The organism is Mycolicibacter heraklionensis (assembly GCF_001021505.1).
GTDB classification, from domain to species: domain Bacteria; phylum Actinomycetota; class Actinomycetes; order Mycobacteriales; family Mycobacteriaceae; genus Mycobacterium; species Mycobacterium heraklionense.
The window spans coordinates 547,104-570,551 of record NZ_LDPO01000001.1; the positions used below are offsets into that span (position 1 = coordinate 547,104).

The window sequence follows — 23,448 nt, forward strand, 5'->3', positions numbered from 1 at the left end:
TGTCAATGGAGGCAATTAGTCGTTATTGGTGGACTTCCCCCCGCCCGGAGAGCTGGTCACGAGCTCGTTGACGATATGGGCCCGCGGCCAGGCGTCCTCGGCCGCGGTCTGAACGGCCGCCGCCTCGTCCGCCTTCGCCGCGGTCCCGCCCAGCGTGACGGTGTCGCCGTTGATCCCCAAGGTGAAATCGCCGATACCCGCGGCCGCCTCGAACACCGGTGCCGCGACGGAGAAGTCCACGGCCGCCGCTCCGGGTGCCACACCGAGTTGGTCGACGACGGTGACGTCGTCGCTGGCGGTGATCACCGCGTCCAACAGCTCTCGTTTGGCCGCAGGATCGGCCACGTCACCGGCCAGGGTGATCTCACTGCCGCGACGGATCACTGACACCGGGACCGACGCTGTCGGCCCAGCGGCGGGCTGTGGGACCCCGATGGGTTGGTGCGCGCGTTCGAGCAGGCCGTAACCGATCGCAGCGAGCAGCACCGTTACCAGCGCCGCGCCGATCAGCCGGGCACGCACTCAGCGGGTGCCGAGCAGGTCGATCACAAAAACCAGAGTCTTGCCGGCCAGCGGGTGCCCGGTTCCGTCCGGCCCGTAGGCCAGCTCCGGCGGGATCACCAGCTGACGGCGGCCGCCCACCTTCATTCCCGGGATGCCGTCCTGCCAGCCGGCAATGAGCCCGTCCAGCGGAAATTCCAGCGATTCGCCGCGGTTCCACGAACTGTCGAACTCCGCGCCGCTGTCGTAGTCGACACCGAGGTAGTGCACGTTGACGACCCCACCGGGTACGGCCGCGGGGCCCTCCCCGACGACGATGTCCTCGATGACCAGTTCGGCGGGTGCCGGGCCGGTCGGAACGGTGATCTGCGGCTTGGCCGGATTCGTCATGGTGGTTATCGTCCGCCGATGCCGACGTAGTCGCGCTCGGTGTAGCCGGTGTAGATCTGACGGGGCCGGCCGATCTTGCTGTCGCCCTCGTCGTGCATCTCGCGCCAGTGCGCGATCCAGCCGGGCAGCCGGCCCAGGGCGAACAGCACCGTGAACATCTGGGCCGGGAAACCGATCGCCCGGTAGATCAGGCCGGTGTAGAAGTCGACGTTCGGGTAGAGCTTGCGCTCGACGAAGTAGTCATCGGTCAACGCGGCCTCTTCGAGGTCCTTGGCGATGTTGAGCAGCTCGTCGTCACCGCCGAGCTTGCCGAGGATCTTGTCGGCCTGCTCCTTGACGATGCGCGCCCGCGGGTCGTAGTTCTTGTAGACCCGGTGACCGAAGCCCATCAGCTTGACGCCGTCTTCGCGGTTCTTGACCTTGCGCACGAAGTCGGTGACGTTGCCGTTCTGCTCGTCGCGGATCTGCTCCAGCATCTCCAGCACCGCCTGGTTGGCGCCGCCGTGCAGCGGGCCCCACAGCGCGTTGATGCCACCGGAGATCGAGGTGAACAGGTTGGCCCGCGAGGAACCCACCAGCCGCACCGTCGACGTCGAGCAGTTCTGCTCGTGGTCGGCGTGCAGGATGAACAACATGTCCAGGGCGCGGACCACCTCGGGGTCGGCCTCGTAGGGCTCGGCAGGCAGGCCGAACGTCATCCGCAGGAAGTTCTCCACCAGGCTCAGCGAGTTGTCCGGGTACAGGAACGGCTGGCCGGCCGACTTTTTGTAGGCATAGGCGGCGATGGTGGGCAGCTTGCCCAGCAGCCGGATGGTCGACAGCTCAACCTGGTCGTTGTCCGACGGGTCCAGTGAGTCCTGGTAGTAGGCGCTCAGCGCGTTGACCACGCTGGAGAGCACCGGCATCGGGTGGGCGTTGCGGGGGAAGCCGTCGAAGAACCGCTTCAGGTCCTCGTGCAGCATGGTGTGCCGCTGAATCCGGCCGGTGAACGCGGCCAACTGTTCGGACGTGGGCAGCTCGCCGTAGATCAGCAGGTAGCTGACCTCGATAAAGGTCGACTTCTCGGCCAGCTGCTCGATCGGGTAGCCGCGGTAACGCAGGATGCCGGCGTCACCGTCGATGTAGGTGATGGCGCTCTTGACCGGCGAGGTGTTGGCATAGCCATTGTCGAACGTGGTGTAGCCGGTCTTGGCGAGCAGCGAACCAATGGCGAGCGCGTCGGACCCCTCGGTCGCCTTGACGATCGGCAGTTCTAGCTCGCCGCCCGGATACCGGAGAGTGGCGGTGTCATCGGTTGCGGCCACAAGGAACCCCTTTGCGCTATTCGGCTGACCAGATTGGGCGTATAGGACGTGTATAGGAAAAGGTAGTCGGTTCCGGGCCGGCGCGCCCGCCCGGGGCCGGGGTATCTCCTATCGGCGTTCCGGTGACGGTGGCCGGCGTACATCACCGGGCCGGTGATAGCGCAGGAATGCGGGCGCTGCCAGGGCCGCAAGCACCACGCCCACCACCACCAGGGCCCCGCCACCGGCGGACGCCGCGGCCGTCCCCACCACTGCGCCGGCGGCACCGTGCACGGCATCGGCGAGCCGGGGGCCGCCGGCGACGATCACGGTGAACACCCCCTGCAGCCGGCCGCGGATCTCGTCGGATGCGGCCTGCTGCAGCATCGTCGATCGGAAGGCCGCCGAAACCATGTCCGCGGCGCCGCCGACTGCCAGGAACACCAGCGCCACCCACAGCGCTCGGCCGGCATGTCCTCCGCCGTGGCCGACCGCGAGCCCGAAGCCGATCATGGCAACGCCCCAGACCACGATCGCAGCCACCACGGCCAGGCCCTGACGGGTGATCCGCGGCAGCCACCCCGAGAACACCCCGCCCAGCACCGCCCCGCCCGACATCGCCGCGGCCAGCAGGGCCATGGCGGTGCCGCCCTCGACCGGCCCGCCGAAGTCCGCGCTCGCGATCTGCGGGAACAGCGCCCTGGGCATGCCGAGGATCATCGCGATCAGGTCCACGACGAACGACATCAGCACCACGGTGTTGCCGGCCAGGTAACGGAATCCGTCCAGCACGGCCGCGATCCCGAAACTGGACGGGCCGGCCGAGTCGACCGGTGGCATGGCAGCCAGCCGGAATGTCGCCCAGATCGGGAAGATGCAGGTCACGGTGTCGATCAGGTACAGAGTGGACAGATCCACCCAGCCGAGCAGCAGCCCGGCCAGCAGCGGGCCGACGATCGCCCCGAACTGCATGACGGTCATGTTCAGCGAATTGGCGGCGGGCAGATCGTGGCCGGCCACCAGCCGCGGAATCGCCGCGGACCGGGTCGGGGAATTGACCGCATAGAACCCCTGCTGCACGCCCAGCAGTCCGAGCACGACCCACACGTTGTCGAAAGCAGCCGCGGCCTGCACCCACAACAGCAGCGACGCCACCGCCAGCCCGCAGGAGGCGATGATCAGCAGCTTGCGGCGGTCCATGGCGTCGGCCCACGCGCCGCCGAGCAGACCGAAGACGACCAACGGCACCAACGCGAAAAGTCCGGACAACCCGACGTAGGCCGAGCTTCGGGTCAGCGCATAGATCTGCACCGGCACCGCGAAGATGGTCAGGTTCGCCCCGATGACGGTCGGGATGCCGGCCAGCCACAACCGCCGAAAGTCGGGGCTGCGCAGCGGGGTGGTGTCGGCGAAGATCCTCACCGCGGCGGCACCGGACTCACGGCTGGAGCCGCTCCACCCGCCCGCCGGTCACCCGAATCCGGTTGTGCAACCGGCCTTCCCGGCCCTGCCAGAACTCCACCACCTCGGGAGCGATCCGATAGCCGCGCCAGTTCGGCGGCGCGGGGATCGACTCGGCCCCGGAGAATTGGGCCGTCACCGCGTCCAACTGCGCCAGCAGTGCGGCCCGCGACGCGATCGGCTGCGACTGCTGCGACGCGCAGAAACCCAACTGGGACGCCCGCGGTCGGTGCGCCCAGTACTCGGCGCTGACCGATTCGGCGAGCTGGGTGACCGGTCCGCGAATGTGGACTTGGCGGCCCAGCTGATACCAGGGAAACGTCGCCGATGCGTAGGGCGTCGCGGCCAGCTCAGCGGCCTTGGCGGAGTCGGAGTCGGTGAAGAACGTCACGCCGTTCTCGTCGAGGTTCTTGCACAGCACCGAGCGGCTGACCGGGCGGCCGCCCTCGACCGTCGCCAGCACCATGGCGTTGGGTTCGGCTATCCCGGCGCGCTCGGCATCGCCGATCCAGTTGCGCAGCAAAACCTCCCAGCCCGCCTCGAGCCAGTCCGCGTCGAGGTCGCCGCTGTTGTCCTTCTCCTGGTATTCCACTCGCATCGCCGCCAGGTGCTCGTTGTCTGGGCCCGTCCTGTGCACCGCCCAACGCTACGCCTCGCCGCAGACCAGCCCTCGTTACCGGCCGGTAGCAACGGCTCGGCACCGGGGTGGAAGAATCCGGTGTATGACTGCTGCGGTCCCGGAGAACTTTGTCGCCGGCTTGGAAGGCACGGTGGCCTTCACTACCGAAATCGCTGAACCGGACAAGGACGGCGGGGCGCTCCGCTACCGCGGCGTCGACGTCGAGGACCTGGCCGGCAAGGTCGGCTTCGGCGACGTGTGGGCCCTGCTGGTCGACGGCGACTTCAACCGTCCGCTGGCGCCCGCCGAACCGCTGGAGCTGCCGATACGCACCGGCGACGTCCGGGTCGACGCCCAGGCCGGGGTGGCGATGCTGGCCCCGCAGTGGGGCTTTAAGCCGTTGCTGGACACCGACGACGCCACCGCCCGCGACCAGCTGGCCCGCGCGTCGGTGATGGTGCTGTCCTACGTCGCACAGTCGGCCCGTGGGCAGGCGTCTGCGGTGTCGCAGCAGGCGATCGACAGGTGCACCACCATCACAGAGCGGTTCATGACCCGCTGGCGCGGTGAGCCCGACCCGCGTCACACCGAGGCGATCGACGCCTACTGGGTGTCAGCGGCCGAGCACGGAATGAACGCTTCGACCTTCACCGCCCGGGTGATCGCCTCCACCGGCGCCGACGTCGGCGCAGCGCTGTCCGGCGCGATCGGCGCCATGAGCGGCCCGCTGCACGGCGGCGCCCCGGCGCGGGTGGTACCGATGATCGCCGAGGCAGAGCGCACCGGTGACGCGCGCGCGGTGGTCAAGGGCATCCTGGACCGGCGCGAGAAGCTGATGGGCTTCGGCCACCGGGTATACCGCGCCGAGGACCCGCGCGCCCGAGTGCTGCGGGCCACCGCCAAGCGACTGGCGGCCCCGCGTTTCGAGGTGGCCGCGGCGCTGGAACAGGCGGCGCTGGCCGAGCTGCGGGAGCGTCGCCCGGACCGGGCCATCGAGACCAACGTGGAGTTCTGGGCGGCGGTGATCCTCGACTTCGCCGAGGTGCCCGCGGCGATGATGCCGGCGATGTTCACCTGTGGCCGCACCGCGGGCTGGTGCGCCCACATCATGGAGCAGAAGCGGCTGGGCAAGCTGGTGCGCCCATCGGCGATCTACGTGGGCCCGGGGCCGCGCAGCGCGGAATCCGTTGCGGGCTGGGAGCACGTCACCAAAAGCTGACCCGGCTGTCCTTGCGCCGAACGTGTAACCAGCGCGAGATTCTGCGCGATTTTTCGCACGGAGTACACGCTCGGCGGGGCCGGTGGGGTTCGGCGGGTCAGTGCCGTTTCAGTGCGCCGAGCAGGTTCTGCAGCAGCGGCAGGTCCGAGTGGTCTTTGACCACGTCAAGCATGTCCGGAACGCGAGTGAACTTCACCCGCGGCCGGTCTTGCGCTTCGCCACGGGCGATCTCTGCTTTGTCGATCGCCTTCCAGCCGGCGGCGTCGATGACGTCGGGTTGGTGGGCGTGCACCATTCGGGCGATCGCACGCGGTCCGGCTATCGGCTCGGTCAGCAGGCCTGCGTTGTAGTCAGCGGCCAGCGTTTGGATCGTCTTGAGCGAGTCGGACTTGTTGGAGCCGATGAAACCGTTGGTACCGCGCTTGATCCAGCCCGACACGTAGGCTCCCGGAACTCGCTCGCCGGTCGCCGGGTCAATGACGCGACCGCCCTCGTTGGGGACGACGCCGGCAGCGTCGTCGAACGGCAGGTCGGCGATGGGCGTTCCGTGGTAGCCGATCGAAGACAGCACCATTCCGGCGTCGATACGTCGCACCTGGTCGGTCCCGGTGACAGTGAATTCCACTGCGCTGCAACGGTCCTCACCGAGGACTCGACCCGGGGTCAACTCGTAGGCGAATCGGATCCGCGGGCGGGTGATCGGCGCCGAGGCGTCCCCCAACTTGGTCAGTATCTCCAGTTTCTGCCGGGTCAAGTTGTCCTGGACGGTCGCCAGGTCATCGCGTACCCGGACATGGTCTTCGGCGTCGAGTACCACCTCGGCGGTCTGCGTGAGCCCCACCAATTCGGGCAGCGTGAACGCAGACGAAATGGGACCGCGCCGGGCGACGATCACCACTTCCTGGACCGCCGAGTCACGCAGCGCTGCCAGTGCGTAGTCGGCGATGTCGGTGTGGGCCAGCCGATCCGGGTCGGCGGTGAGGATGCGCGCCACATCGAGGGCCACGTTGCCGTTGCCCACGATCACCACCCGCTCGTGGCTGAGATCGACTGGCAGGTCGGTGAACTCGGGATGGCCGTTGTACCAGCCGACGATCTCGGTGGCCGTGCCCGTTCCGGGCAAACCCATGCCGTCGATCTCGAGCCGCCGGTCGTGCAGCGCACCCGAGGCGTAGAGCACGGCGTGGTGGTGCTGCAGTAGGTCCGCGTGGCTCAGGTGCTTGCCCACCTCCACGTTGAGGAAGAACTGGAAACCACGGCGCCAGGAGATCTCATCGAACAGCCGGGTGGCCAGCTTGGTGCGCTGGTGATCCGGGGCGACGCCGGCACGCACCAAACCGTAAGGGGTGGGCAGCTTCTCGAACATATTCACCAGCACGCCCTGCTGAGTCAGCAGCTCGTCGGCCGCGTACATGGCCGCCGGGCCGGAGCCGACGATAGCCACGGTCAGCGGATATTTGCCGCGCTGGTGCAGCTCGGCGGCCGGCAGGATGGGCGCCAGCTTGGAGGTCGGCGGCAGCTTCACCCCTTCAGGTCGTTCCGGGTAGAACGACCTGTTGATCTCCACGAACGGCAACTGTTCGGCCAGCGCCTTGGTATGCGGGACGATCGCGTCGACCGGGCAGGCCCGCACGCAGGCACCGCAGTCCACACACGCGTCGGGGTCGATGTAGAGCATCTCCGACGTGGCGAAGTCGGGCTCGTCCGGCGTGGGGTGAATGCAGTTGACCGGGCAGGCGAACACACACGAGGCGTCGTTACAACACGCCTGGGTGATAACGTGCGGCATGACTTGAGCGCGCGCTACGCGACCGAAGCGGCAACGGGCGTGAGGTGCGCGCGCTGCGGCTGGCTGCGGAACCGGGACGGAGCGCCGTGGATCCGGCAGATCCGCCACACCAGCTTGGCGACCGGGTTCATCAAACCGGTGTCGTGGCACAGCATCCGGACGTCACCGAACATGTCCTGCAGCATCTGACGAGCTTCTGCCGAGCGGAAGAAGATGTCCTTGCGGACCTCGTGGGGAATGTCGAACTCGGTCCAGAACGCCTTGGGCGGCACCACGATCGCCGAACACAGGATCCGCATGACGATCGGAACGTACAGCGACAGCCAGAACCGCTTGCGACGCGGCAGGTTCGGAATGCGCTTGTGCAGGTATTCGTGCGCGAACGAGATGTGCCGCGCTTCCTCGGCCACGTGAATGGCCATCACCCGCTCCATGATCGGGTGCAGGGTCTTGCCCTCCCGAAGGATGGCCTTCTGGATGTGGTCGATGGGCTCCTCGCCGGCCAGGATGCCGAACCAGAACGGGATCGGCAGCGGTCCGGCGACCAGCGGGATGAACGGCTGCACCCACTTCAGCAACCGCGGCATGCCGGGCACGTCGGCGCCGATGTGGTTCACCATCTCTTGGAACATCATGGTGTGGTTGCACTCTTCCACCGCCTCGTGCAGGCAGTAGCGGTACTCCGGTGAGCCGTTGGGCACCCAGAACGCGTACTCCATGAGGCCTCGGATCAGGATGGACTCGAAGTGCAGCCCGACCTTGGCGACGTTGGCCTGGCGCCACATGCCGATCTTGATCTGGACGTCCTCGGGCTGCGACTGGTACCACCAGTGCCGGCCGATCGGGTCGGTGCCCGGCAGGATCCAGCACGGGTCGTTTTCGGTGACCTTGAACTCGGGGGTGTCCCAGTCGATGTCGGTGTACGGATTGAAGTTCCGGCGCACCGAACCTTCCGACAAGGTGTTGAGGATCTCGACGTAGTTCGCGTCGTCGGTCACTTCCATGTTGGCTCGCCACCGGCGCACGATGCGGGTTCGAGCGGCTTTCTGAGCCATCGGAGACACCTCCACCAGTCGTTTACATTTACCAGGCTTATGTACAACGGTACCGCAGGTACTGGGTACCCGTCCAGACTCCGGATCAACACTGTGGGCGTGACAGGTGTCGAGCGCTCCGGGTGATCCACATCACAATAAACCTGGCCTGCGGACGCCCGCCGGCCGCTGTCTACGCTAGAGGCCATGGCTGAGCAGCTCACGATCCCGGACACCATCAAGCCCGCTGACGGACGGTTCGGCTGTGGGCCGTCGAAGGTCCGCCCTGAGCAGTTGAACGCGCTAGTCACCACGGCGGCGCCGCTGTTCGGCACCTCCCACCGTCAGGCGCCGGTCAAAGACTTGGTCGGCCGCGTCCGCTCCGGGTTGCGCGAACTGTTCTCGGTGCCCGACGGCTACGAAGTGGTCCTGGGCAACGGCGGCTCCACGGCGTTCTGGGACGCCGCGGCGTTCGGGCTGGTCGACAAGCGGTCGCTGCACCTGACCTACGGCGAGTTCAGCGCGAAGTTCGCCTCCGCGGTGGCCAAGAACCCCTTCGTCGGCGACCCGATCGTCATCAAGGCCGACGCGGGCAGCGCCCCCGAGCCGCAGTCCGACCCGTCGGTCGATGTGATCGCCTGGGCGCACAACGAGACCTCGACCGGGGTGGCGGTGCCGGTGTGCCGGCCCAGCGGCTCGGGTGACGCCCTGGTCGTGATCGACGCGACGTCCGGCGCCGGCGGACTGCCGGTCGACATCACCGAGGTCGATGCCTACTACTTCGCCCCGCAGAAGAACTTCGCCTCCGACGGTGGGCTGTGGCTGTCCATCATGAGCCCGGCCGCGCTGGCCCGCATCGAGGCGATCGCTGCGTCCGGCCGGTGGGTGCCGGAGTTCCTGTCGCTGCCGATCGCGGTGGACAACAGCACCAAGAACCAGACCTACAACACTCCGGCGATCGCCACCCTGGTGCTGCTGGCCGAGCAGCTGGACTGGATGCTGGGCAACGGCGGGCTGGACTGGGCGGTCAAGCGCACCGCGGACTCGTCGCACCGGCTGTACTCATGGGCCGAGGAGCGGCCTTTCACCACGCCGTTCGTCGCCGACCCGGCGTTACGCTCGCAGGTGGTGGGCACCATCGACTTCGTCGACGAAGTGGACGCGGCCGCGGTGGCCAAGGTGCTTCGGGCCAACGGCATCGTCGACACCGAGCCCTACCGCAAGCTGGGCCGCAACCAGCTGCGGGTCGCGATGTTCCCGGCGGTGGAGCCCGACGACGTGAGCGCTCTGACCCAGTGCGTGGACTGGGTGGTAGAACGGCTCTGAGCGCGGCTCTGCCAGGGCTTTGAGCTCAGCGGGCTTGCTTGGTCCCAGCGCCCGTAATCGGATCGTTATAACGCCCGCGTGTCACGACGGGGCGGGCTGTCGACTGGACTAGAGTCCGCAGGTAACCGGGCGTTCGCAAGGAGAAGTCATGCGGGAACTGAGGGCCATAGGCCTCGACGTCGACGGCAAACACATCATCTGCGAGAGCACCGGCGACGGCGAAGACCACACCGAGATGTTTCGGGTGCGCATCGACGACCGGCTGCGCGGCGCAGTCCGCGGCGAGGGCCACCGCGTAGGTCAGAATCCGGCCGACGCGGGCAGCAGCATGCTGCGCCCCAAGGACATCCAAGCGCGCATCCGCGCCGGGGCGTCGGTCGAACAGGTGGCCGCGGCAGCCGGTGTGGACGTCGCCCGGGTGGAACGCTTCGCCCACCCGGTGCTGCTGGAGCGGTCCCGGGCCGCGGAGCTGGCGACCGCCGCCCACCCGGTGCTGGCCGACGGCCCAGCGGTGCCAACCCTGCTGGAGGTCGTCACCTCCGCGCTGGTGTCGCGGGGCTTGAGCTCCGACAGCAGCAGCTGGGACGCGTGGCGCAACGACGACGGGCGCTGGACGGTGCAGCTGGCCTGGAAGGCCGGGCGTTCGGACAACGTCGCCCACTTCCGGTTCGCTCCGGGCGCGCACGGCGGGACGGTGACCGCGGTCGACGACGCGGCCATGGAGCTGATCGACCCCGGCTTCGGCCGTCCGCTGCGGCCGGTTGCCGCGGTGGCCGAGTTGGACTTCGAGGCTCCGGCCGCCCCCGCGGTGGTCGAAGAGGTGCCGGTGCAGCAGCGCGCGGGGAGCCGCGCCCGCCGCAGCAAGCCGGAAGTCCCGGGGTGGGAGGACGTCCTGCTCGGGGTGCGTTCGACCGGTCAGCGCTGAGCGGCCAGCGCCAGCAGCACCAGCCACGCGCCCGCCACGCCGATCCCGGCGCCCAAGGCCAACCATCGCAGCACCGGAGTGCGCCGCCAGCCCCATACCGTGGGAGCCAGCCCTCCCACCGCAATCAGATTGAGCACCACCGCCACCGCGGGATGCACGCGCAGCAGCCCCAGGCTCAACACCGTGATCGCGGTCCCCGTCACCGCCGCGACGAACCCCGCCACCGTCAAACCCGTCCCCCACGGCGTACGGGGGGTGGAGGTCATTCCGGCAGCCTAATGCGCTCGTAGAACGCCAGCGCGGCTGCGGTGGCGACGTTGAGCGAGTCCGTTCCCCGCGACATCGGGATGCGGACCCGAATGTCACTGGCGCGCATCGCCTTCTCCGACAGGCCCGGCCCCTCCGCGCCGACCAGCACCGCCACCGGTTCGTCGCGCACCTTCGCCATCGCACTCGACAACACCTCGGCCCGCGGGTCCGGAGTCATCGCCAGCAGCCGAAAGCCCTGCTCGCGCAGCATCGCCAGATCGCCGGGCCAGTCCGCCGAACGGGCGAACGGCACCAGCAGTGCGTGCCCCATCGAGACCCGCACCGAGCGCCGGTAGAGCGGGTCGGCGCAGCCGCTGCCGAACACCACCGCGTCCACGCCCAACCCGGCACCGTTGCGAAAGATCGAACCCAGGTTTTCGTGGTCGTTGACGCCCTCGAGCACCGCGATCGTGCGGGCCCCGGCGACCAGGTCGGCCACCGGCGGCTCGGGCACCCGCGACGCGGCGGCCAGCACGCCTCGGTTGAGGTGAAACCCCACCACGTCGGCCATCACCTCCGCGGAGACCCGGTAATACGGGACGTCGGGGGCGTCAGGTGCGGTCAGGTCGGGCGTCAACTCGGTCAGCCGCCGATCGGTGCCCAGCAGCGCCCGCGGGGTGAACCGCGATGCCAGCATCCGCTGCACCACCAGCACCCCTTCGGCGATCACCAATCCTTTTCCGGTGGGCAGGTCTGGGCGACGGTCGATGCTGTTCAGGTCGCGGAAATCATCCAGCCGGGAATCGCGGGGGTCATCGATATCGACGACATCGACGACCCTGGCCACTGCGGGAACTTTACCGGCGAGGCGCTAACGTCAACGGCGATGACCCCTCAGCACTCCCCGGAGCACGCCCCCGAGCCGCCACCGCTGCCGACCGCCCTGCTGCGGGTCTGGCCGGTAATCCGCGCCGGGGTCGCCGGCTTCTGCTGCGCGACCATCGCCGCGTTCACGGTGCCCGCGCTGGAGGGGTGGCGGCCGGTAAGCGTGGCGGGGCTCGGCGTCGGGATGGTGGGCACCACTATCTTTCTGGTGCAACGCAGGGCGGCACGACGCGGCGCGCGCGGAGCCCAAACCGGGCTCGAAAACGAATAGAGTTACGAACCGACGATTCGAGGAGGAACGCCATGGCAGCCCCGCTGTTGACGGCACAGATCGACATCAACGCACCGGTGGCCAAGGTGTGGGCGCTGGTCTCCGACTTCCGGCGGATGCCCGAGTGGAGCCCGCAGTGCCGGTGGATGAAGCCGCTGGGTGCGGTGCGTCAGGGCACCCGCACGATCAACGTCAACCGGCGCGGCCGGATGTTCTGGCCCACCAGCTCCGTCATCACCGAATACATCCCGGAGCGCAAGCTCGCGTTCCGCGTCACCGAGAACCACAGCGTGTGGAGCTATGAGCTCGAGCCGACCGCCACCGGCACTCGGGTCATCGAGAGTCGGCACGTCGAAAACGGCAACACCACGGCGGTCTCGGCGTTTCTGGTGGGCAAGTTCATGGGCGGGACGCCCACCTTCGAACGCGAGCTGGTCGAGGGCATGAACGCTTCGCTGAGCAAGATCAAGGCCGCCGCAGAGAACGCCTGACGCCCCTGTGGCGGCGGAGTAACGTCCCCTGAAACGGGCAGGATACTGGGAGGAATCCATGGAAACCGCGAAATCCGCAGTGCGACTGCCGATCGTCGCCGTCGCAGCGACCGCGCTGGTGGCCGCCGGCCTGGCCCCGGTGGCGGCGTCACCCGAAATCAGCACGCGCGCCGTGGCCGCGGTGTCGGCGGAGGTGGCGCTGGCCGCCAGCGCGGTCGTCGACAGCTTCGACACCCTCGCCGGGCTCGCGCCTTTCGACATGTCCAGCATCGCCGAGGAACTCAACGTCCCCGGCACCGCCGACGTGTTCGACGTCCTGCCCGGCGCCGCCGACGCGTTGGACGTGCCCGGCGCCGCCGCTGCATTCGACATCGTCGGCCTGTTCAACGCGGAAGTGGCGGCCGCGGTAGGACTGTTCAACCGCTTTATCAGCCTGCCGTTTACGTTGTACGACGACATCTCGAACGTGGTCACCAGCCTGATCAACCTCGACTTCGGGATGGCCTTCAGCCAGGCGGCCACCATCCCGCTGGACATCGTCAACTATGTGCTCGGCCTACCGGGAGCGGTGGTCAACACCGCCTTCAACATGATCTTCGTGCTCCCGGGCGAGTACCTGTTCAACTTCGGTTAGGCACTGCGTGGCGACCGATGTCGACTTAGGCATCGGCGAGCAGAGCGCGGGCCACGACATCGATGATCGCGGCCCGAGCCCGTCGGTGGCTCCAACCCCGGTCAACGGTGAGCGAGCGGTAGGGACCGGTGCTGTGGCCCAGCGCCCACCACAGGTCCACCGCATGGTCGACTGATACCCGCAGCGGCCCGGCCTCGGCAAGCAGTTGCACCAGCCCGCGAAGATCGTTACGACGACGGCGTTCGAGTTCGCTCTGCAGCTCGGCGATCTCCGGGTCGGAGGCTGCCACTGAGCGCACGATCTCGTCGATCGGAGCCACCCGGCGCAGAACATCGCGGGTCGCATCGGTGATCAGCTCGAGGCGGCGCCGCTGGTCGGGCTCCGCCTTCACCCGGGTAAGCCAGTCCCCGGTACGCCAGGCGTCGGTGCTGGGCGCTCCGGCCGAAGCCTGTTCGACCACGGCGCGCAGTACGTCTCGCTTGGTTCCGAACACGGCGTACACGGTCTCCGGCGATACCTGTGCCCGCGCAGCGATCTGCGCGATCGTGGTGGTCGCGTAGCCGTTCTCGATGAACCCGGCTGTCGCGGCGTCGACTACCGCTGCACGTGTCGCCTCACGCTGCCGGGTGCGCGCAGCGGAGCGATATTGCCGTCGAGGCTTGACTTCCTCAGCCATTTTAGTACAGTTCCACTGTATTCATTACATGACCACCTCAACTAAATATATCCATCCTGGCAGTCCATCATCTCGTGATCGCGTCGCACAAGCTGCGCGCGACACGGGTTCTACGCCGACACAAAGGCCTTCCCACGGCCCGAGACGGCGAAGGAGGCCCTCATGCCGACGGACGCGTTCGACATGGCAATCGTTCACAAAGTGTTCCGCAGCGAATTGCACGACGTTCCCGCCTTGATTCGGGGCGTCACGGCCGGCGACACCGCGCGATCTGCTGTCGTCGGCTCTCACATCGAGCTGATCATGGCCGCACTACACCACCACCATGCAGCTGAAGACGAGTTGATCTGGCCGAAACTGCACTGCCGAGCACCCGAATTCGCCGAGGCCGTCACGCGTATGGAACAAGCTCACCGCGCGATCGCCGTCGCTGACGCCAAGGTCAAGTCAGTTCTGCCGTCCTGGGCACGCACCGCCGATGCCCGGCTCGCTGCGCAACTCCTCTCGGCCGTGGCGGATCTGTCAGCTCGGGTGGACGAGCACCTTGCCGATGAAGAGCGCAACATCGTCCCGCTCATCAACCAACACATCACCGCCGAGGAATGGCAGCAATGCGCCGCCCGCGGCTCCGAATTCATCTCGCGGAAGAACTTCCGACTCGGTCTTATGTTGGGCGGCTTGACTTTCGACGCATCATCGGCGGATGAGGCCCGACGACTGCTGAGCCACATCCCGCGACTGCAACGCATCCTGATCCGGGTATTCGCGCGACGCACCCTGATGAGGTACCGCGCCGCTCTCGAGGGCTCACGAACTGCCGCGATGAGCCCGGAACCCTCTGCCCTCCAGATCATCGAGAACTTCCGCACTTGTGAGTTGACCACGATGTCTCGAGACGGCTCGCCACAGACCTGGCCGATCTGTCCGCTTTTGCTCCCCGATGGACGCTTCCTGATCTGTACCAGCATCGGCTTGCCCCAGAAGGCATTCAACATCCGTCGCAACCCGAAGGTGAGCATGCTGTTTTCCGAGCCCACCGGCTCAGGCTTCGATAATCCAGGCGCCGTCCTGGTCCAGGGCGACGCCATCGCCGAGGATCGCATCATCGCCGATCTCAGGGAGAATCGCGACTTGCGCCGGTTGTTCGAGCAGGTCTGCGCACGACAGCCGGCAAGTGCCTTCATGAGCAGTTGGCTCGGTCGGCGACTGTTTCCCTTCTACTACGTACGCCTCGCGATACAGGTGACGCCATACCGGATATTGCATTGGCCTACCAGAGATTTCAGCCAAAACCCGCGTCGATTCGACTTCGAAGAGCTCAGTCATGTGGACTGACGCGGCCAGGGCGCTGGCGGCGTTCTCGGAAATCGGCGGCGTTGTGACGGCGGCCGATTCCTACGGATATCCGGTCAGCGTCCGACAGACCTCCCTACCCTTGGACGCCGCCACGGGCGAGATGGTCGTTGTGTGGCCGAAAGGCCTCGACGTCGTCGAGGGCCCGGCCAACCTACTCTGCCACTCGCATGACGAAAAGCTCTGGCACCTGAAAGCCCTGCGCATCCAGGGAAGCCTGGAGCGCCGCGGGGGCGATTGGATCTTCGTCGGTTCCGCGTTCACGCCACCGGCACGCATGGCAGTGGTGTTGTGGCGCGCCGCCAGAAGTAACCGCGCGGCGGGAAACCGCTACTTGGCCAGGCGGGGACTCGTTCGGCCGCAGGTGAATTGGACCGAAGTCAAGGCGATTCACCGTCGCGCACGACTCGGGCAGCAGCGCTGACGGTAGAGCCGACCCCGAAAACCGCGGTGCACGTCAGGTTGCCTCCGGGTCCCCCGGCTCGGCGGGGATATCGGCGACCGTTTCACCGGCGGCATCTGACTCTGTTGCTACTGGTTCGGGTGGTTCGGGCTCCACCATCGATTCCGGCGCCGCCTCGGTCTCCATGGTCGCTTCGGTCGCCTCATCAGCCACCGGCCCAGCCGGCTCGTCAACCGGCTCGCTGACCTCGTCAACCGGTGGGGCTGCGGGAACCGTCGTGACATCGACGATCTCCAGCACGCCGTCGTCGTAGGGCTCGTATACCGGGGAACCGGTGCCCGCGGGCACCGGAGTGTCACTGTGCGCGCCGCAGCCGTAGCGGTTGTCGACCACGTGCCCGTCGGCGGACATTTCGTTGCCGCAGACGCCGAATACCGTGCCCAGTTCACCGGCGAGCGGCAAATAGAAGCCGCAGTCGCGGCAGACCCGCTTGGTGGACCGCGCCATCGCCGAATCCGGGCCGTACTCGCCGTCGTGCCAGCGCTGCGCCGCCTCGGCGCGGCCCACCGGACTCATCAGCCAGCGTCGTCCCAGGCCGATCTCACCGGCTACCTCGTCAAGCTGCGGGTCGCCGCTCGAGGTGTACCCGGGTACCAGGCGCGGATCGTCGGCGGGTGGCGCCAGCAGGTCCCCCGGCCCCAGGTCGCCGGGCCGGACCCGCTGATCCCACGGCACCCACTCCGGAGCCAACAGGGCAGTGGGGCCGGGCACCAGCACGACCTCGCTGACCGTGGGCTCCGTGGCGCCCGGGACGGCAGCGACGACGACAGCCCACTGCCAGCCCTGATAACCGGGCAGCAACGCACCGAACCGGTGAGTGGCGGCGGTCGGGTCCTCGTAGTCGACTCCCAGGTGCTCGCCGACAGTCTCGGCACCGCTGAACTCGGCGACGGCCGAGCGGGCCTGCTCGACGGCTGCGGCCAGCACCGTGGGCACGGCGATGGTCGCAGTGGCTGATTCTGCGCTGGGTCCGGTCACGCGGGTCCCTTCCGTTCAATGACGTCCCTCATACTGCCGCAGCGCGGCTCTGTCAGCCACATGCAGGCACGATCACGGCCTACGCGGTCGTACGGCGGACATAGGGAAGAATCGCGGTGTGTCTGCACGGCGTCGCGATCTCCCCGAACCGGGCCGGCGCCGCCGTCCGCCTCCGGCCACCGGCCGCGGTGCGCGTAACGGCTCGGCCGGACAACATCCCGGCATGGCCAGCTACCCCAGCAACAACGCGGGTGACCAGCGGCAGCGCAAGCCCATGCCCAGCAACAACCGGTACCTGCCCCCGCTACGCGAACACACCGACACCCCTCGCCGCCCCGAGCCTCCGGGCGGTTCGGGAGCCAGCGACCGTGTCACGGTCACCCGAGCCGCCGCGGCGCGCAGTCGCGAAATGGGCTCCCGGATGTACGGGCTGGTGCAACGGGCCGCCACCGCCGACGGCGCCGACAAATCCGGACTCACCGCATTGACCTGGCCGGTGGTGGCCAACTTCGCGGTGGACGCGGCGATGGCCGTGGCGCTGGCCAACACCTTGTTCTTCGCCGCGGCCGCCGGGGAGAGCAAGGGCCGAGTGGCGCTGTATCTGCTGGTGACCATCGCGCCGTTCGCGGTGGTCGCACCGCTGATCGGCCCCGCCCTGGACCGCCTCCAGCACGGCCGGCGCGCCGCGCTGGCCATGTCGTTCTCGCTGCGCACCGGACTGGCCCTGGTGCTGATCGCCAATTACGACGGTGTCGCGGGCACCTTCGGCTCCTGGGTGCTCTACCCGTGCGCGTTGGCGATGATGGCGCTGTCGAAGTCCTTCACGGTGTTGCGCAGCGCGGTGACGCCACGGGTCATGCCGCCGTCGATCGATCTGGTGCGGGTCAATTCCCGCCTGACGATGTTCGGCCTGCTCGGCGGAACGATCGTCGGCGGCGGGGTCGCCGCGGGGGCCGAGTACGTCTTCACCCGGCTGCTGCAGTTACCGGGAGCACTGCTGGTGCTCGTCGCGGTCTCGGTGGCCGGCGCGGTCCTGTCGATGCGGATCCCGCGATGGGTGGAAGTGACCACCGGCGAGATTCCGACCACCCTGAGCTACCGCTTCAACGAACGGCGCCGCAGCTGGCCCGAGCAGGTTCGGCGGGCCGGCGGGGCACTGAGCCAACCTCTGCGGCAACCGCTGGGCCGCAACATCATCGCCGCACTGTGGGGCAATTGCACCATCAAGGCCATGGTCGGGTTCTTGTTCCTGTACCCGGCGTTCGTGGCCAAGCAGCACGACGCCGGCGGGTGGGTGCAGCTGGGCATTCTCGGCCTGATCGGGGCGGCCGCCGGGTTGGGCAATTTCGCCGGCAACTTCACGGCTGCCCGGCTGCAACTGGGCCGCCCCGCGGTGCTGGTGGTGCGCTGCACCATGGCGGTGACCGCCGTCGCGCTGGCGGCGGCGGTGGCCGGCACCCTGGTGATGGCGGCGATCGCCGCGCTGGTGACATCGGGGGCCAGTGCGATCTCGAAAGCATCGCTGGACGCCGCCCTGCAAGACGACCTTCCCGAGGAGTCGCGGGCGTCGGCGTTCGGACGCACCGAGTCCACCCTGCAACTGGCCTGGGTATTGGGAGGTGCGCTGGGGGTGCTGGTATACACCGACCTGTGGGTGGGCTTCACCGCGATCACCGCTCTGCTGATCCCGGGTCTGGCCCAGACCATCCTGTCGTTCCACGGCGACTCGTTGATTCCCGGCCTGGGTGGCAACCGGCCGGTGCTGATCGAGCAGGACGGCGCCCGCCTCGATCCGGCAAGACAGGGGTGATGTGTAGGTGAAACGCTCGACGGCCGCGCTGGTGGCGGTGCTGGCGGTGGTGACCGCGGCGTTCGCCGGATTCGGCACCTGGTGGTTCAGCCGAACCGAGGAGCCGACGCCGCCGCAGATCAGCGTGTACTCCAACGGGCACCTCACCCACGCCGGGCCGTATCTGTACTGCAGCGTGCTCGACCTCGATGAATGCCTGCTCACCGAAGCGCGCGGCACGCTGGCGGTCGACGCGCGTCATCCGGTGCAGCTGGCGGTGGACAACACCATTGGTCAAGCGCCGTGGCGACTACTGCGGCTTTACGACGACCCCGCCGATTCCACCGGCAAGATCTATCCGCCGGGCAGCACCCTGGCGGTCACCGTCCCCACCGTGGACCCGCAACGCGGTCAGCTGCGCGGGCTGGTGGTGCAGCTGCTCACCCTGGTCGTCGACACCAGCACCGGCGAGCAGTTCGCGGTACCGCACGCCGAGTGGGCGGTGGGCATGCGCTGGGGCCGTCAGGTGACTGCGGGCTGATGGCAGCGGCCCGCGGCTAGGACTGAGCTCCATGGCCCGCCGGCACCCGCTCGCCGGCCGGCACCGGCCCCGGCGGGGTGCCGTCCCCGAACGGCTTGCCGCCCAGCGCTTCTCGTCCGTGCGGTGAAAGCCAATTCGTCAGATCCGGGCCGTCGGGAACGATCTGGGACGGATTGATGTCGGCGTGCACGATGTAGTAGTGCTGTTTGATCTGTACGAAATCCACCGTGTCACCGAATCCGGGTGTCTGGAACAGATCCCGAGCGTAGGCCCACAGCACCGGCATCTCGGACAGCTTCTGCCGGTTGCATTTGAAATGTCCGTGATAGACCGGGTCGAACCGGGCCAGGGTGGTGAACAGTCGGACGTCGGCCTCGGTGATGCTGTCCCCCACCAGGTATCGCTGATCGGCGAGGCGCTCGCTGACCCAGTCCAGCGCGGTGAACAACCGGTCGTAGGCAGCGTCGTAGGCCTGCTGGGTGCCGGCGAAGCCACACCGGTACACCCCGTTGTTGATCTCGGTGTAGATGCGCCGGGCCACCTCGTCGATCTCGTCGCGCAGCTGCTCGGGATACAGCTGCGGAGCCCCGTCGCGGTGATAGGCCGTCCACTCGGTGGAGAAGTCCAGGGTCATCTGGGCGAAGTCGTTGGTGACCACCGCACCGGTGGGCACATCGACCATCGCCGGAACGGTGATGCCCTTGGGATAGTCCGGAATGCGCTTGAAGTAGGCGTCTTGCAGCCGCGGGATCTGCAGCACCGGGTCGACGCCACCGGGGTCCAGGTCAAAGGTCCAGCTGCGCTGATCGTGGGTGGGACCGCAAAAGCCTATGGAGATAACCTTTTCCAGCCCGAGCAGCCGCCGCACGATGATCGCGCGATTGGCCCACGGGCAGGCCCGCGCGACGACCAGCCGGTACCGGCCCGGTTCGACGGGATAACCGTCTCGGCCATCGGCGGTGATCCGGGTGGAGATGTAGTTGGTGTCGCGCTTGTAGTCGCCCCCCGCGCGGTAGCTTGCCATGACTACCAGGGTGCACCACCGGCCGACTTCGGGCGATCGGCAACGAAGCGCCGAGCCAGATCGGGTTCGGTCGAGGCCCCCGGCTCCCAGTGGGCAATCCATGGACCGGTGGCCTCGGACGGATCGAGGACGCCGTCCTCCAGCCAGACGCAGCCGTCCTGCAGCACCGCGTGGGCCAACTGAGTGTCGGTGCGGTCGCTGTTGGTCCACAACGCGGCGAACAACGCCCCGACCCGCAGCCGCGACTGCTCGCAGAACGCGTCGGCCAGCTGGTAGGCCTGCTGACCTTCGGTTCCGTCGGCCACTCGCTGCGATTCAGCGTGCACGCACACCGCGGCCATCGCGAACAGCTCCGCCCCGATATCCACCACGCGCCCCAGGAACCCCTGCCTTTTCTCCAGGCCGGCCTGCCACCGGGCCATCCCGTAGAACGTGTTGCGCGCCAGCTTGCGTGAATGGCGTTCGACGAACCGCAGATGCATTGCCAACCTGCCGAACTCGCGATAGGCCGTGGGGCGTTGACCTTCCCCGAATACCAGTTGCGGCAACCACTTTGCGTAGAACCCGCTGGCCCCGGCGGCGGACTTGGCCTTCTGACCGAGCCCAGCCTTGGGATTGGCGAGGTCTCCCGCAGCGCCCAAGTGGGCATCCACCGCCTCCCGCGCGATCAGCAGCCGCATGATCTCGCTGGAGCCTTCGAAGATCCGGTTGATTCGCAGATCCCGAACCAGTTGCTCCACCGGCACCGCACGCTCTCCGCGCGCCGCAAGCGACTCGGCGGTCTCGTAGCCGCGGCCACCGCGAATCTGCAACAGCTCATCGGCGATGACGCACCCCATCTCGCTGGACCACAATTTGGCGAGCGCCGCTTCGATCCGGATGTCGTTGCGGCCCTCGTCGGCCATCTGACCGGACAGCTCCAGGACCGCTTCCAGCGCGTAAGTGGTGGCGGCGATGAACGCGATCTTCTTGGCGACGGCCTCGTGCTCGCCGACCGGCCGGCCCCACTGGACCCGCTCCCGGGACCATTCCCGGGCGATCTTCAATGACCATTTCGCCGATCCGGTCGCCATTGCCGGAATGGCCAAGCGACCGGCGTTGAGAGTAGTCAGCGCGATCTTCAGGCCGTCGCCCTCGCGCCCTACCAGGTTCTGCGCGGGCACCCGAACCTTGTGCAGGCGGGTCACGCCGTTCTCGATGCCGCGCAGCCCCATGAACTTGTTTCGGCGTTCGACGGTGATCCCGGCCGTATCGGCTTCCACGACGAAGGCACTGATCCCTCCCCGGTGTCCGTCGCCTTTGGGCACCCGCGCCATCACCACCAGCAGCTGCGCCACCACGCCGTTGGTGGTCCACAGTTTCACCCCGTCCAGCTCGTAGGCCGCACCGTCCTCGATCGGTCTCGCGGTCGACGCCAGCCGAGCGGGATCTGAGCCCACATCGGGCTCGGTCAGCAGAAATGCCGAGATCGCCCCGGCCGCGCAGCGTGGCAGGAACATCTGCTTCTGTTGGTCGGTGCCGGCCAGCTTGAGCGGTTCGGGCACCCCGATCGACTGATGCGCGCTCAGCAGCGCCCCGAGGCTGGGATGCACGCTCGACACCAGCATCAGGGCCCGGTTATAGGCGACCTGCGACATGCCCAGCCCGCCATACTCGGCCGGGACCTTCAGCCCAAAACAGCCGAGCTCGGCCAGCCCTTTGAGGTACTCGTCGGGGATTTGCGCGTCACGCTCGATAACCGTGCCGTCGACGGTCTCCAGAAACTCCCGCAGCCTGCCCAGAAAATCCTCGGTGCGCGCGGCTTGACCATCCGGGTCATCGGACGGCCGCGGAAACGGGTGGATGAGCGGTAAGGGAAACCGCCCGAGGAACAGCCCCTTGGCGAAAGAAGGTTTTTCCCAGCCGCTTTCGCGAGACTCCTCGGCAACGGCTCGTGCTTGCTCCTCGCTGACCTGCATCTGCTGCGTCATCGGACACCTCCTGAACCAGCCTCCGCCGAAGAACCGCTGCTTCGGGGATTAACCAGTTGGTGTCAAACCAAACGCCGTCATGACGCCGCGGCCGCGGTGGGTCAACCGGTTGGTGTGGGCGCGTGCAGGTTTCGCACCGTCCGCGACGATTCCACCGTGCGTGGATCCGGGTAGGTACCCAGGAGTCGGTCGGCGGTACCGGAGCTGGTCACGGTGAACCAGTACTTCTCGTTCTTGAAGTGGTGATACCGGTGGTTGCGCCACACTGCGCGGTAGATCGCATGGCGGGGTTTGTAATCGGTGTGGACGAGGTAGTGAATCCATTCGTAGAACACCAGGAATGTCGCGATGGTGAGCACGAACGTCAGCCCTTTTCCGATGCCACGGAAGGCGAGCGGCGCCAAGGGCGTCAGGCCGAGGATGATCACGATCAGGCTGGGCCACGGGATGAAGATCAGCGGAATGTCGCGCGGGTCGCGGTGATGGAGACGATGATCACGGGCCAGGCGTGAGTCGATCGTGACGCCCGCCACGGTGCGCGGTCGCCAATGCAGGATGCCGGTATGGATCAACCACTCACCCAGGGGCGAAAAGCCCACGAGCGCAACCGCGATCACTGCGTCACCGATTGACCAGCCACCCACCGCCAAGCGTGCCGCCCACAGCGCGCCCACCCACGTGACGAGCATCCAGGGACTGGGGTGTCGGATGAATTCGGCGAACGCCCCACGCAGCGTCTGCTGTTTACGGCTCATTGCAGACCCTCCAACTGGTTGGCGAGCGCGGCGAAGGCGGCGCTGCCCAGTTCGAGCAGCTCCGCTGCGGCCAGCCGGGCGGAATCCTCATCCCCGGCGGTGATGGCTTCGGCAAGCGACCGATAGTGCTCGATGTCGTTGACCTCGGCAGCCATCACGTTGACGAGCGCGTCGAGGACGGGCACGTATGCCTGGTTCAGCGTGTTGAACAGCAGCCGAAACGCGATGGACTCGGCAGTGTCCACGATGAGTTCCCAAAACCCCAGGGCACGCCACATCCGTTGCACGGGTTCAGATTCGGCTTCCAGTTCGTCCACCATGGCACGCAGTCGAGCGCGGGCGTCGTCGTTGGCGCGGGCCGCCGCCAGTGCGGCCACCTGTGGCCCGATGATGGCGCGGGCCTCGATCACGCTGGCCAACGTGGCGCCGTCGACGTCGCCGCCGTGCACGAGCAGCAGCGGCAACACGTCGAACCCGGCCTCGGCACGGAAGTCGCGGACCACCGTGGACCCGCCCTGGCGGATCTGAATGAGGCGGGCACGGTCCAGCCGGCCCAGCGCCTCCCGGACAGCGGCACGCGACACCCCGAGGGCCTCGGACAGGGTTCGCTCGCTCGGCAGGGTGTCGCCGGGCGTCCGGTCACCCGAGAGCACCTGGCCGGCGAGCTGGGCGAAGATCTCGTCGGGTATCGACTGACGAGTGATCGGGCGCAGGGTCATGATCGGAACCCTAGCACGAAAAATGGCCGGAGGTCTGGTGGTCAGACCAGTGCCACAGTCGCACGGGACCGAAGCTGTCATTTCAGTAGTCAGTCAGCGACGA

The 23,448-nt window shown here is 67.7% G+C and carries 25 protein-coding genes; 10 read left to right on the forward strand and 15 right to left on the reverse strand.

Annotated features, from left to right (window positions below):
• Window positions 1–15: 15 nt before the first annotated feature.
• From arfA to pdxH, 5 genes are all read right to left on the reverse strand, one after another.
• A complete protein-coding gene (gene arfA / locus ABW16_RS02700) occupies window positions 16–522 on the reverse strand; it encodes a channel-forming protein ArfA/OmpATb (RefSeq protein ID WP_047317520.1) in 507 nt (168 codons plus the stop codon).
• The gene (locus ABW16_RS02705; RefSeq protein ID WP_047317521.1) at window positions 523–891 is read right to left on the reverse strand and encodes an FKBP-type peptidyl-prolyl cis-trans isomerase; all 369 of its coding nucleotides are present in this window, start codon (window positions 889–891) and stop codon (window positions 523–525) included.
• Window positions 892–896: 5 nt separating this feature from the next.
• Window positions 897–2,195 (reverse strand): citrate synthase, encoded by a 1,299-nt coding sequence (locus ABW16_RS02710; protein ID WP_047317522.1) that lies wholly within the window; start codon window positions 2,193–2,195, stop codon window positions 897–899.
• Between the two features lie 108 nt (window positions 2,196–2,303).
• The gene (locus ABW16_RS02715; protein ID WP_047317523.1) at window positions 2,304–3,596 is read right to left on the reverse strand and encodes an MFS transporter; all 1,293 of its coding nucleotides are present in this window, start codon (window positions 3,594–3,596) and stop codon (window positions 2,304–2,306) included.
• Window positions 3,597–3,612: 16 nt separating this feature from the next.
• Window positions 3,613–4,272, reverse strand: coding sequence for a pyridoxamine 5'-phosphate oxidase (pdxH, locus tag ABW16_RS02720; RefSeq protein ID WP_267878345.1), 660 nt, complete (start codon window positions 4,270–4,272; stop codon window positions 3,613–3,615).
• Between the two features lie 85 nt (window positions 4,273–4,357).
• Here pdxH and ABW16_RS02725 point away from each other — a divergent pair, with 85 nt between their 5' ends.
• Entirely contained in the window at window positions 4,358–5,473 is a 1,116-nt protein-coding gene (locus ABW16_RS02725; protein WP_047317524.1) for a citrate synthase 2, read from the forward strand.
• Window positions 5,474–5,570: 97 nt separating this feature from the next.
• On the opposite strand, the gene ABW16_RS02730 is transcribed toward ABW16_RS02725, so the two are convergent.
• Both ABW16_RS02730 and ABW16_RS02735 read right to left on the reverse strand, forming a co-directional pair.
• Window positions 5,571–7,262 carry an FAD-dependent oxidoreductase gene (locus ABW16_RS02730; protein WP_047317525.1) on the reverse strand — a complete coding sequence of 564 codons (1,692 nt, stop codon included), beginning with the start codon at window positions 7,260–7,262 and terminating at the stop codon, window positions 5,571–5,573.
• A gap of 14 nt (window positions 7,263–7,276) precedes the next feature.
• Window positions 7,277–8,317, reverse strand: a complete 1,041-nt coding sequence (locus ABW16_RS02735; RefSeq protein WP_047317726.1) for an AurF N-oxygenase family protein — start codon at window positions 8,315–8,317, stop codon at window positions 7,277–7,279.
• A gap of 186 nt (window positions 8,318–8,503) precedes the next feature.
• Between ABW16_RS02735 and serC the strand changes: the two genes are divergently transcribed.
• Together serC and sepH are read left to right on the forward strand one after the other, a co-directional pair.
• Window positions 8,504–9,622: a phosphoserine transaminase gene (serC, locus tag ABW16_RS02740; RefSeq protein WP_047317526.1), complete on the forward strand. Its 1,119-nt coding sequence runs from the start codon at window positions 8,504–8,506 to the stop codon at window positions 9,620–9,622.
• A gap of 148 nt (window positions 9,623–9,770) precedes the next feature.
• Window positions 9,771–10,547 carry a septation protein SepH gene (gene sepH, locus ABW16_RS02745; RefSeq protein ID WP_047317527.1) on the forward strand — a complete coding sequence of 259 codons (777 nt, stop codon included), beginning with the start codon at window positions 9,771–9,773 and terminating at the stop codon, window positions 10,545–10,547.
• Here sepH and ABW16_RS02750 read toward each other — a convergent pair.
• The gene (locus ABW16_RS02750) at window positions 10,538–10,813 is read right to left on the reverse strand and encodes a DUF2537 domain-containing protein (RefSeq protein ID WP_047317528.1); all 276 of its coding nucleotides are present in this window, start codon (window positions 10,811–10,813) and stop codon (window positions 10,538–10,540) included. The genes sepH and ABW16_RS02750 overlap by 10 nt on opposite strands.
• Complete coding sequence (locus tag ABW16_RS02755) at window positions 10,810–11,643, reverse strand: TrmH family RNA methyltransferase (protein WP_047317529.1); 834 nt, start codon at window positions 11,641–11,643, stop codon at window positions 10,810–10,812. Before ABW16_RS02755 ends, ABW16_RS02750 begins: the two co-directional genes overlap by 4 nt.
• Before the next feature lie 39 nt (window positions 11,644–11,682).
• On the opposite strand from ABW16_RS02755, the gene ABW16_RS02760 reads away from it, so the two are divergent.
• From ABW16_RS02760 to ABW16_RS02770, 3 genes are read left to right on the forward strand one after another with little or no spacing between them, the layout of a single operon-like run.
• Window positions 11,683–11,952, forward strand: a complete 270-nt coding sequence (locus tag ABW16_RS02760) for a DUF2530 domain-containing protein (RefSeq protein WP_047317530.1) — start codon at window positions 11,683–11,685, stop codon at window positions 11,950–11,952.
• Between the two features lie 32 nt (window positions 11,953–11,984).
• A complete protein-coding gene (locus ABW16_RS02765; protein WP_047317531.1) occupies window positions 11,985–12,443 on the forward strand; it encodes an SRPBCC family protein in 459 nt (152 codons plus the stop codon).
• Between the two features lie 58 nt (window positions 12,444–12,501).
• Window positions 12,502–13,077, forward strand: a complete 576-nt coding sequence (locus ABW16_RS02770; protein WP_047317532.1) for a hypothetical protein — start codon at window positions 12,502–12,504, stop codon at window positions 13,075–13,077.
• A gap of 25 nt (window positions 13,078–13,102) precedes the next feature.
• Here ABW16_RS02770 and ABW16_RS02775 read toward each other — a convergent pair whose 3' ends face one another.
• Window positions 13,103–13,753 carry a TetR/AcrR family transcriptional regulator gene (locus ABW16_RS02775; protein WP_052956764.1) on the reverse strand — a complete coding sequence of 217 codons (651 nt, stop codon included), beginning with the start codon at window positions 13,751–13,753 and terminating at the stop codon, window positions 13,103–13,105.
• A gap of 162 nt (window positions 13,754–13,915) precedes the next feature.
• Here ABW16_RS02775 and ABW16_RS24150 point away from each other — a divergent pair, with 162 nt between their 5' ends.
• Window positions 13,916–15,088, forward strand: a complete 1,173-nt coding sequence (locus ABW16_RS24150) for a hemerythrin domain-containing protein (RefSeq protein ID WP_082133912.1) — start codon at window positions 13,916–13,918, stop codon at window positions 15,086–15,088.
• Window positions 15,078–15,530, forward strand: a complete 453-nt coding sequence (locus ABW16_RS02790; RefSeq protein WP_047317533.1) for a hypothetical protein — start codon at window positions 15,078–15,080, stop codon at window positions 15,528–15,530. The genes ABW16_RS24150 and ABW16_RS02790 overlap by 11 nt, the downstream gene beginning before the upstream one ends.
• A 33-nt stretch (window positions 15,531–15,563) precedes the next feature.
• Here the strand turns inward: ABW16_RS02790 and ABW16_RS02795 are convergent, their stop codons facing one another.
• Window positions 15,564–16,547: a DUF3027 domain-containing protein gene (locus ABW16_RS02795; protein WP_047317534.1), complete on the reverse strand. Its 984-nt coding sequence runs from the start codon at window positions 16,545–16,547 to the stop codon at window positions 15,564–15,566.
• Window positions 16,548–16,770: 223 nt separating this feature from the next.
• Between ABW16_RS02795 and ABW16_RS02800 the strand changes: the two genes are divergently transcribed.
• The gene (locus tag ABW16_RS02800; protein ID WP_047317535.1) at window positions 16,771–18,357 is read left to right on the forward strand and encodes an MFS transporter; all 1,587 of its coding nucleotides are present in this window, start codon (window positions 16,771–16,773) and stop codon (window positions 18,355–18,357) included.
• Between the two features lie 7 nt (window positions 18,358–18,364).
• A complete protein-coding gene (locus ABW16_RS02805) occupies window positions 18,365–18,877 on the forward strand; it encodes a DUF2771 domain-containing protein (protein WP_047317536.1) in 513 nt (170 codons plus the stop codon).
• 16 nt (window positions 18,878–18,893) lie between these two features.
• Here ABW16_RS02805 and ABW16_RS02810 read toward each other — a convergent pair whose 3' ends face one another.
• From ABW16_RS02810 to ABW16_RS02825, 4 genes are all read right to left on the reverse strand, one after another.
• Window positions 18,894–19,901, reverse strand: coding sequence for a glutathione S-transferase family protein (locus ABW16_RS02810; RefSeq protein ID WP_047317537.1), 1,008 nt, complete (start codon window positions 19,899–19,901; stop codon window positions 18,894–18,896).
• Window positions 19,902–19,903: 2 nt separating this feature from the next.
• A complete protein-coding gene (locus ABW16_RS02815; protein ID WP_047317538.1) occupies window positions 19,904–21,871 on the reverse strand; it encodes an acyl-CoA dehydrogenase family protein in 1,968 nt (655 codons plus the stop codon).
• Between the two features lie 101 nt (window positions 21,872–21,972).
• Window positions 21,973–22,626 carry a sterol desaturase family protein gene (locus tag ABW16_RS02820; RefSeq protein WP_047317539.1) on the reverse strand — a complete coding sequence of 218 codons (654 nt, stop codon included), beginning with the start codon at window positions 22,624–22,626 and terminating at the stop codon, window positions 21,973–21,975.
• Complete coding sequence (locus ABW16_RS02825; protein ID WP_047317540.1) at window positions 22,623–23,345, reverse strand: FadR/GntR family transcriptional regulator; 723 nt, start codon at window positions 23,343–23,345, stop codon at window positions 22,623–22,625. The genes ABW16_RS02820 and ABW16_RS02825 overlap by 4 nt, the downstream gene beginning before the upstream one ends.
• Window positions 23,346–23,448 lie beyond the last annotated feature (103 nt).

Excerpts from the sequence above, each read along its gene's own strand:
- ABW16_RS24150 (WP_082133912.1), top strand. The coding sequence starts at position 13,916 with ATGCCGACGGACGCGTTCGACATGGCAATCGTTCACAAAGTGTTCCGC.
- ABW16_RS02730 (WP_047317525.1), bottom strand. The coding sequence starts at position 7,262 with ATGCCGCACGTTATCACCCAGGCGTGTTGTAACGACGCCTCGTGTGTG.
- sepH (WP_047317527.1), top strand. The coding sequence starts at position 9,771 with ATGCGGGAACTGAGGGCCATAGGCCTCGACGTCGACGGCAAACACATC.
- ABW16_RS02800 (WP_047317535.1), top strand. The coding sequence starts at position 16,771 with ATGGCCAGCTACCCCAGCAACAACGCGGGTGACCAGCGGCAGCGCAAG.
- ABW16_RS02825 (WP_047317540.1), bottom strand. The coding sequence starts at position 23,345 with ATGACCCTGCGCCCGATCACTCGTCAGTCGATACCCGACGAGATCTTC.
- ABW16_RS02750 (WP_047317528.1), bottom strand. The coding sequence starts at position 10,813 with ATGACCTCCACCCCCCGTACGCCGTGGGGGACGGGTTTGACGGTGGCG.
- ABW16_RS02775 (WP_052956764.1), bottom strand. The coding sequence starts at position 13,753 with ATGGCTGAGGAAGTCAAGCCTCGACGGCAATATCGCTCCGCTGCGCGC.
- ABW16_RS02820 (WP_047317539.1), bottom strand. The coding sequence starts at position 22,626 with ATGAGCCGTAAACAGCAGACGCTGCGTGGGGCGTTCGCCGAATTCATC.
- ABW16_RS02790 (WP_047317533.1), top strand. The coding sequence starts at position 15,078 with ATGTGGACTGACGCGGCCAGGGCGCTGGCGGCGTTCTCGGAAATCGGC.
- ABW16_RS02725 (WP_047317524.1), top strand. The coding sequence starts at position 4,358 with ATGACTGCTGCGGTCCCGGAGAACTTTGTCGCCGGCTTGGAAGGCACG.
- ABW16_RS02735 (WP_047317726.1), bottom strand. The coding sequence starts at position 8,317 with ATGGCTCAGAAAGCCGCTCGAACCCGCATCGTGCGCCGGTGGCGAGCC.
- ABW16_RS02770 (WP_047317532.1), top strand. The coding sequence starts at position 12,502 with ATGGAAACCGCGAAATCCGCAGTGCGACTGCCGATCGTCGCCGTCGCA.
- ABW16_RS02765 (WP_047317531.1), top strand. The coding sequence starts at position 11,985 with ATGGCAGCCCCGCTGTTGACGGCACAGATCGACATCAACGCACCGGTG.
- ABW16_RS02815 (WP_047317538.1), bottom strand. The coding sequence starts at position 21,871 with ATGACGCAGCAGATGCAGGTCAGCGAGGAGCAAGCACGAGCCGTTGCC.
- serC (WP_047317526.1), top strand. The coding sequence starts at position 8,504 with ATGGCTGAGCAGCTCACGATCCCGGACACCATCAAGCCCGCTGACGGA.
- ABW16_RS02760 (WP_047317530.1), top strand. The coding sequence starts at position 11,683 with ATGACCCCTCAGCACTCCCCGGAGCACGCCCCCGAGCCGCCACCGCTG.
- ABW16_RS02705 (WP_047317521.1), bottom strand. The coding sequence starts at position 891 with ATGACGAATCCGGCCAAGCCGCAGATCACCGTTCCGACCGGCCCGGCA.
- ABW16_RS02810 (WP_047317537.1), bottom strand. The coding sequence starts at position 19,901 with ATGGCAAGCTACCGCGCGGGGGGCGACTACAAGCGCGACACCAACTAC.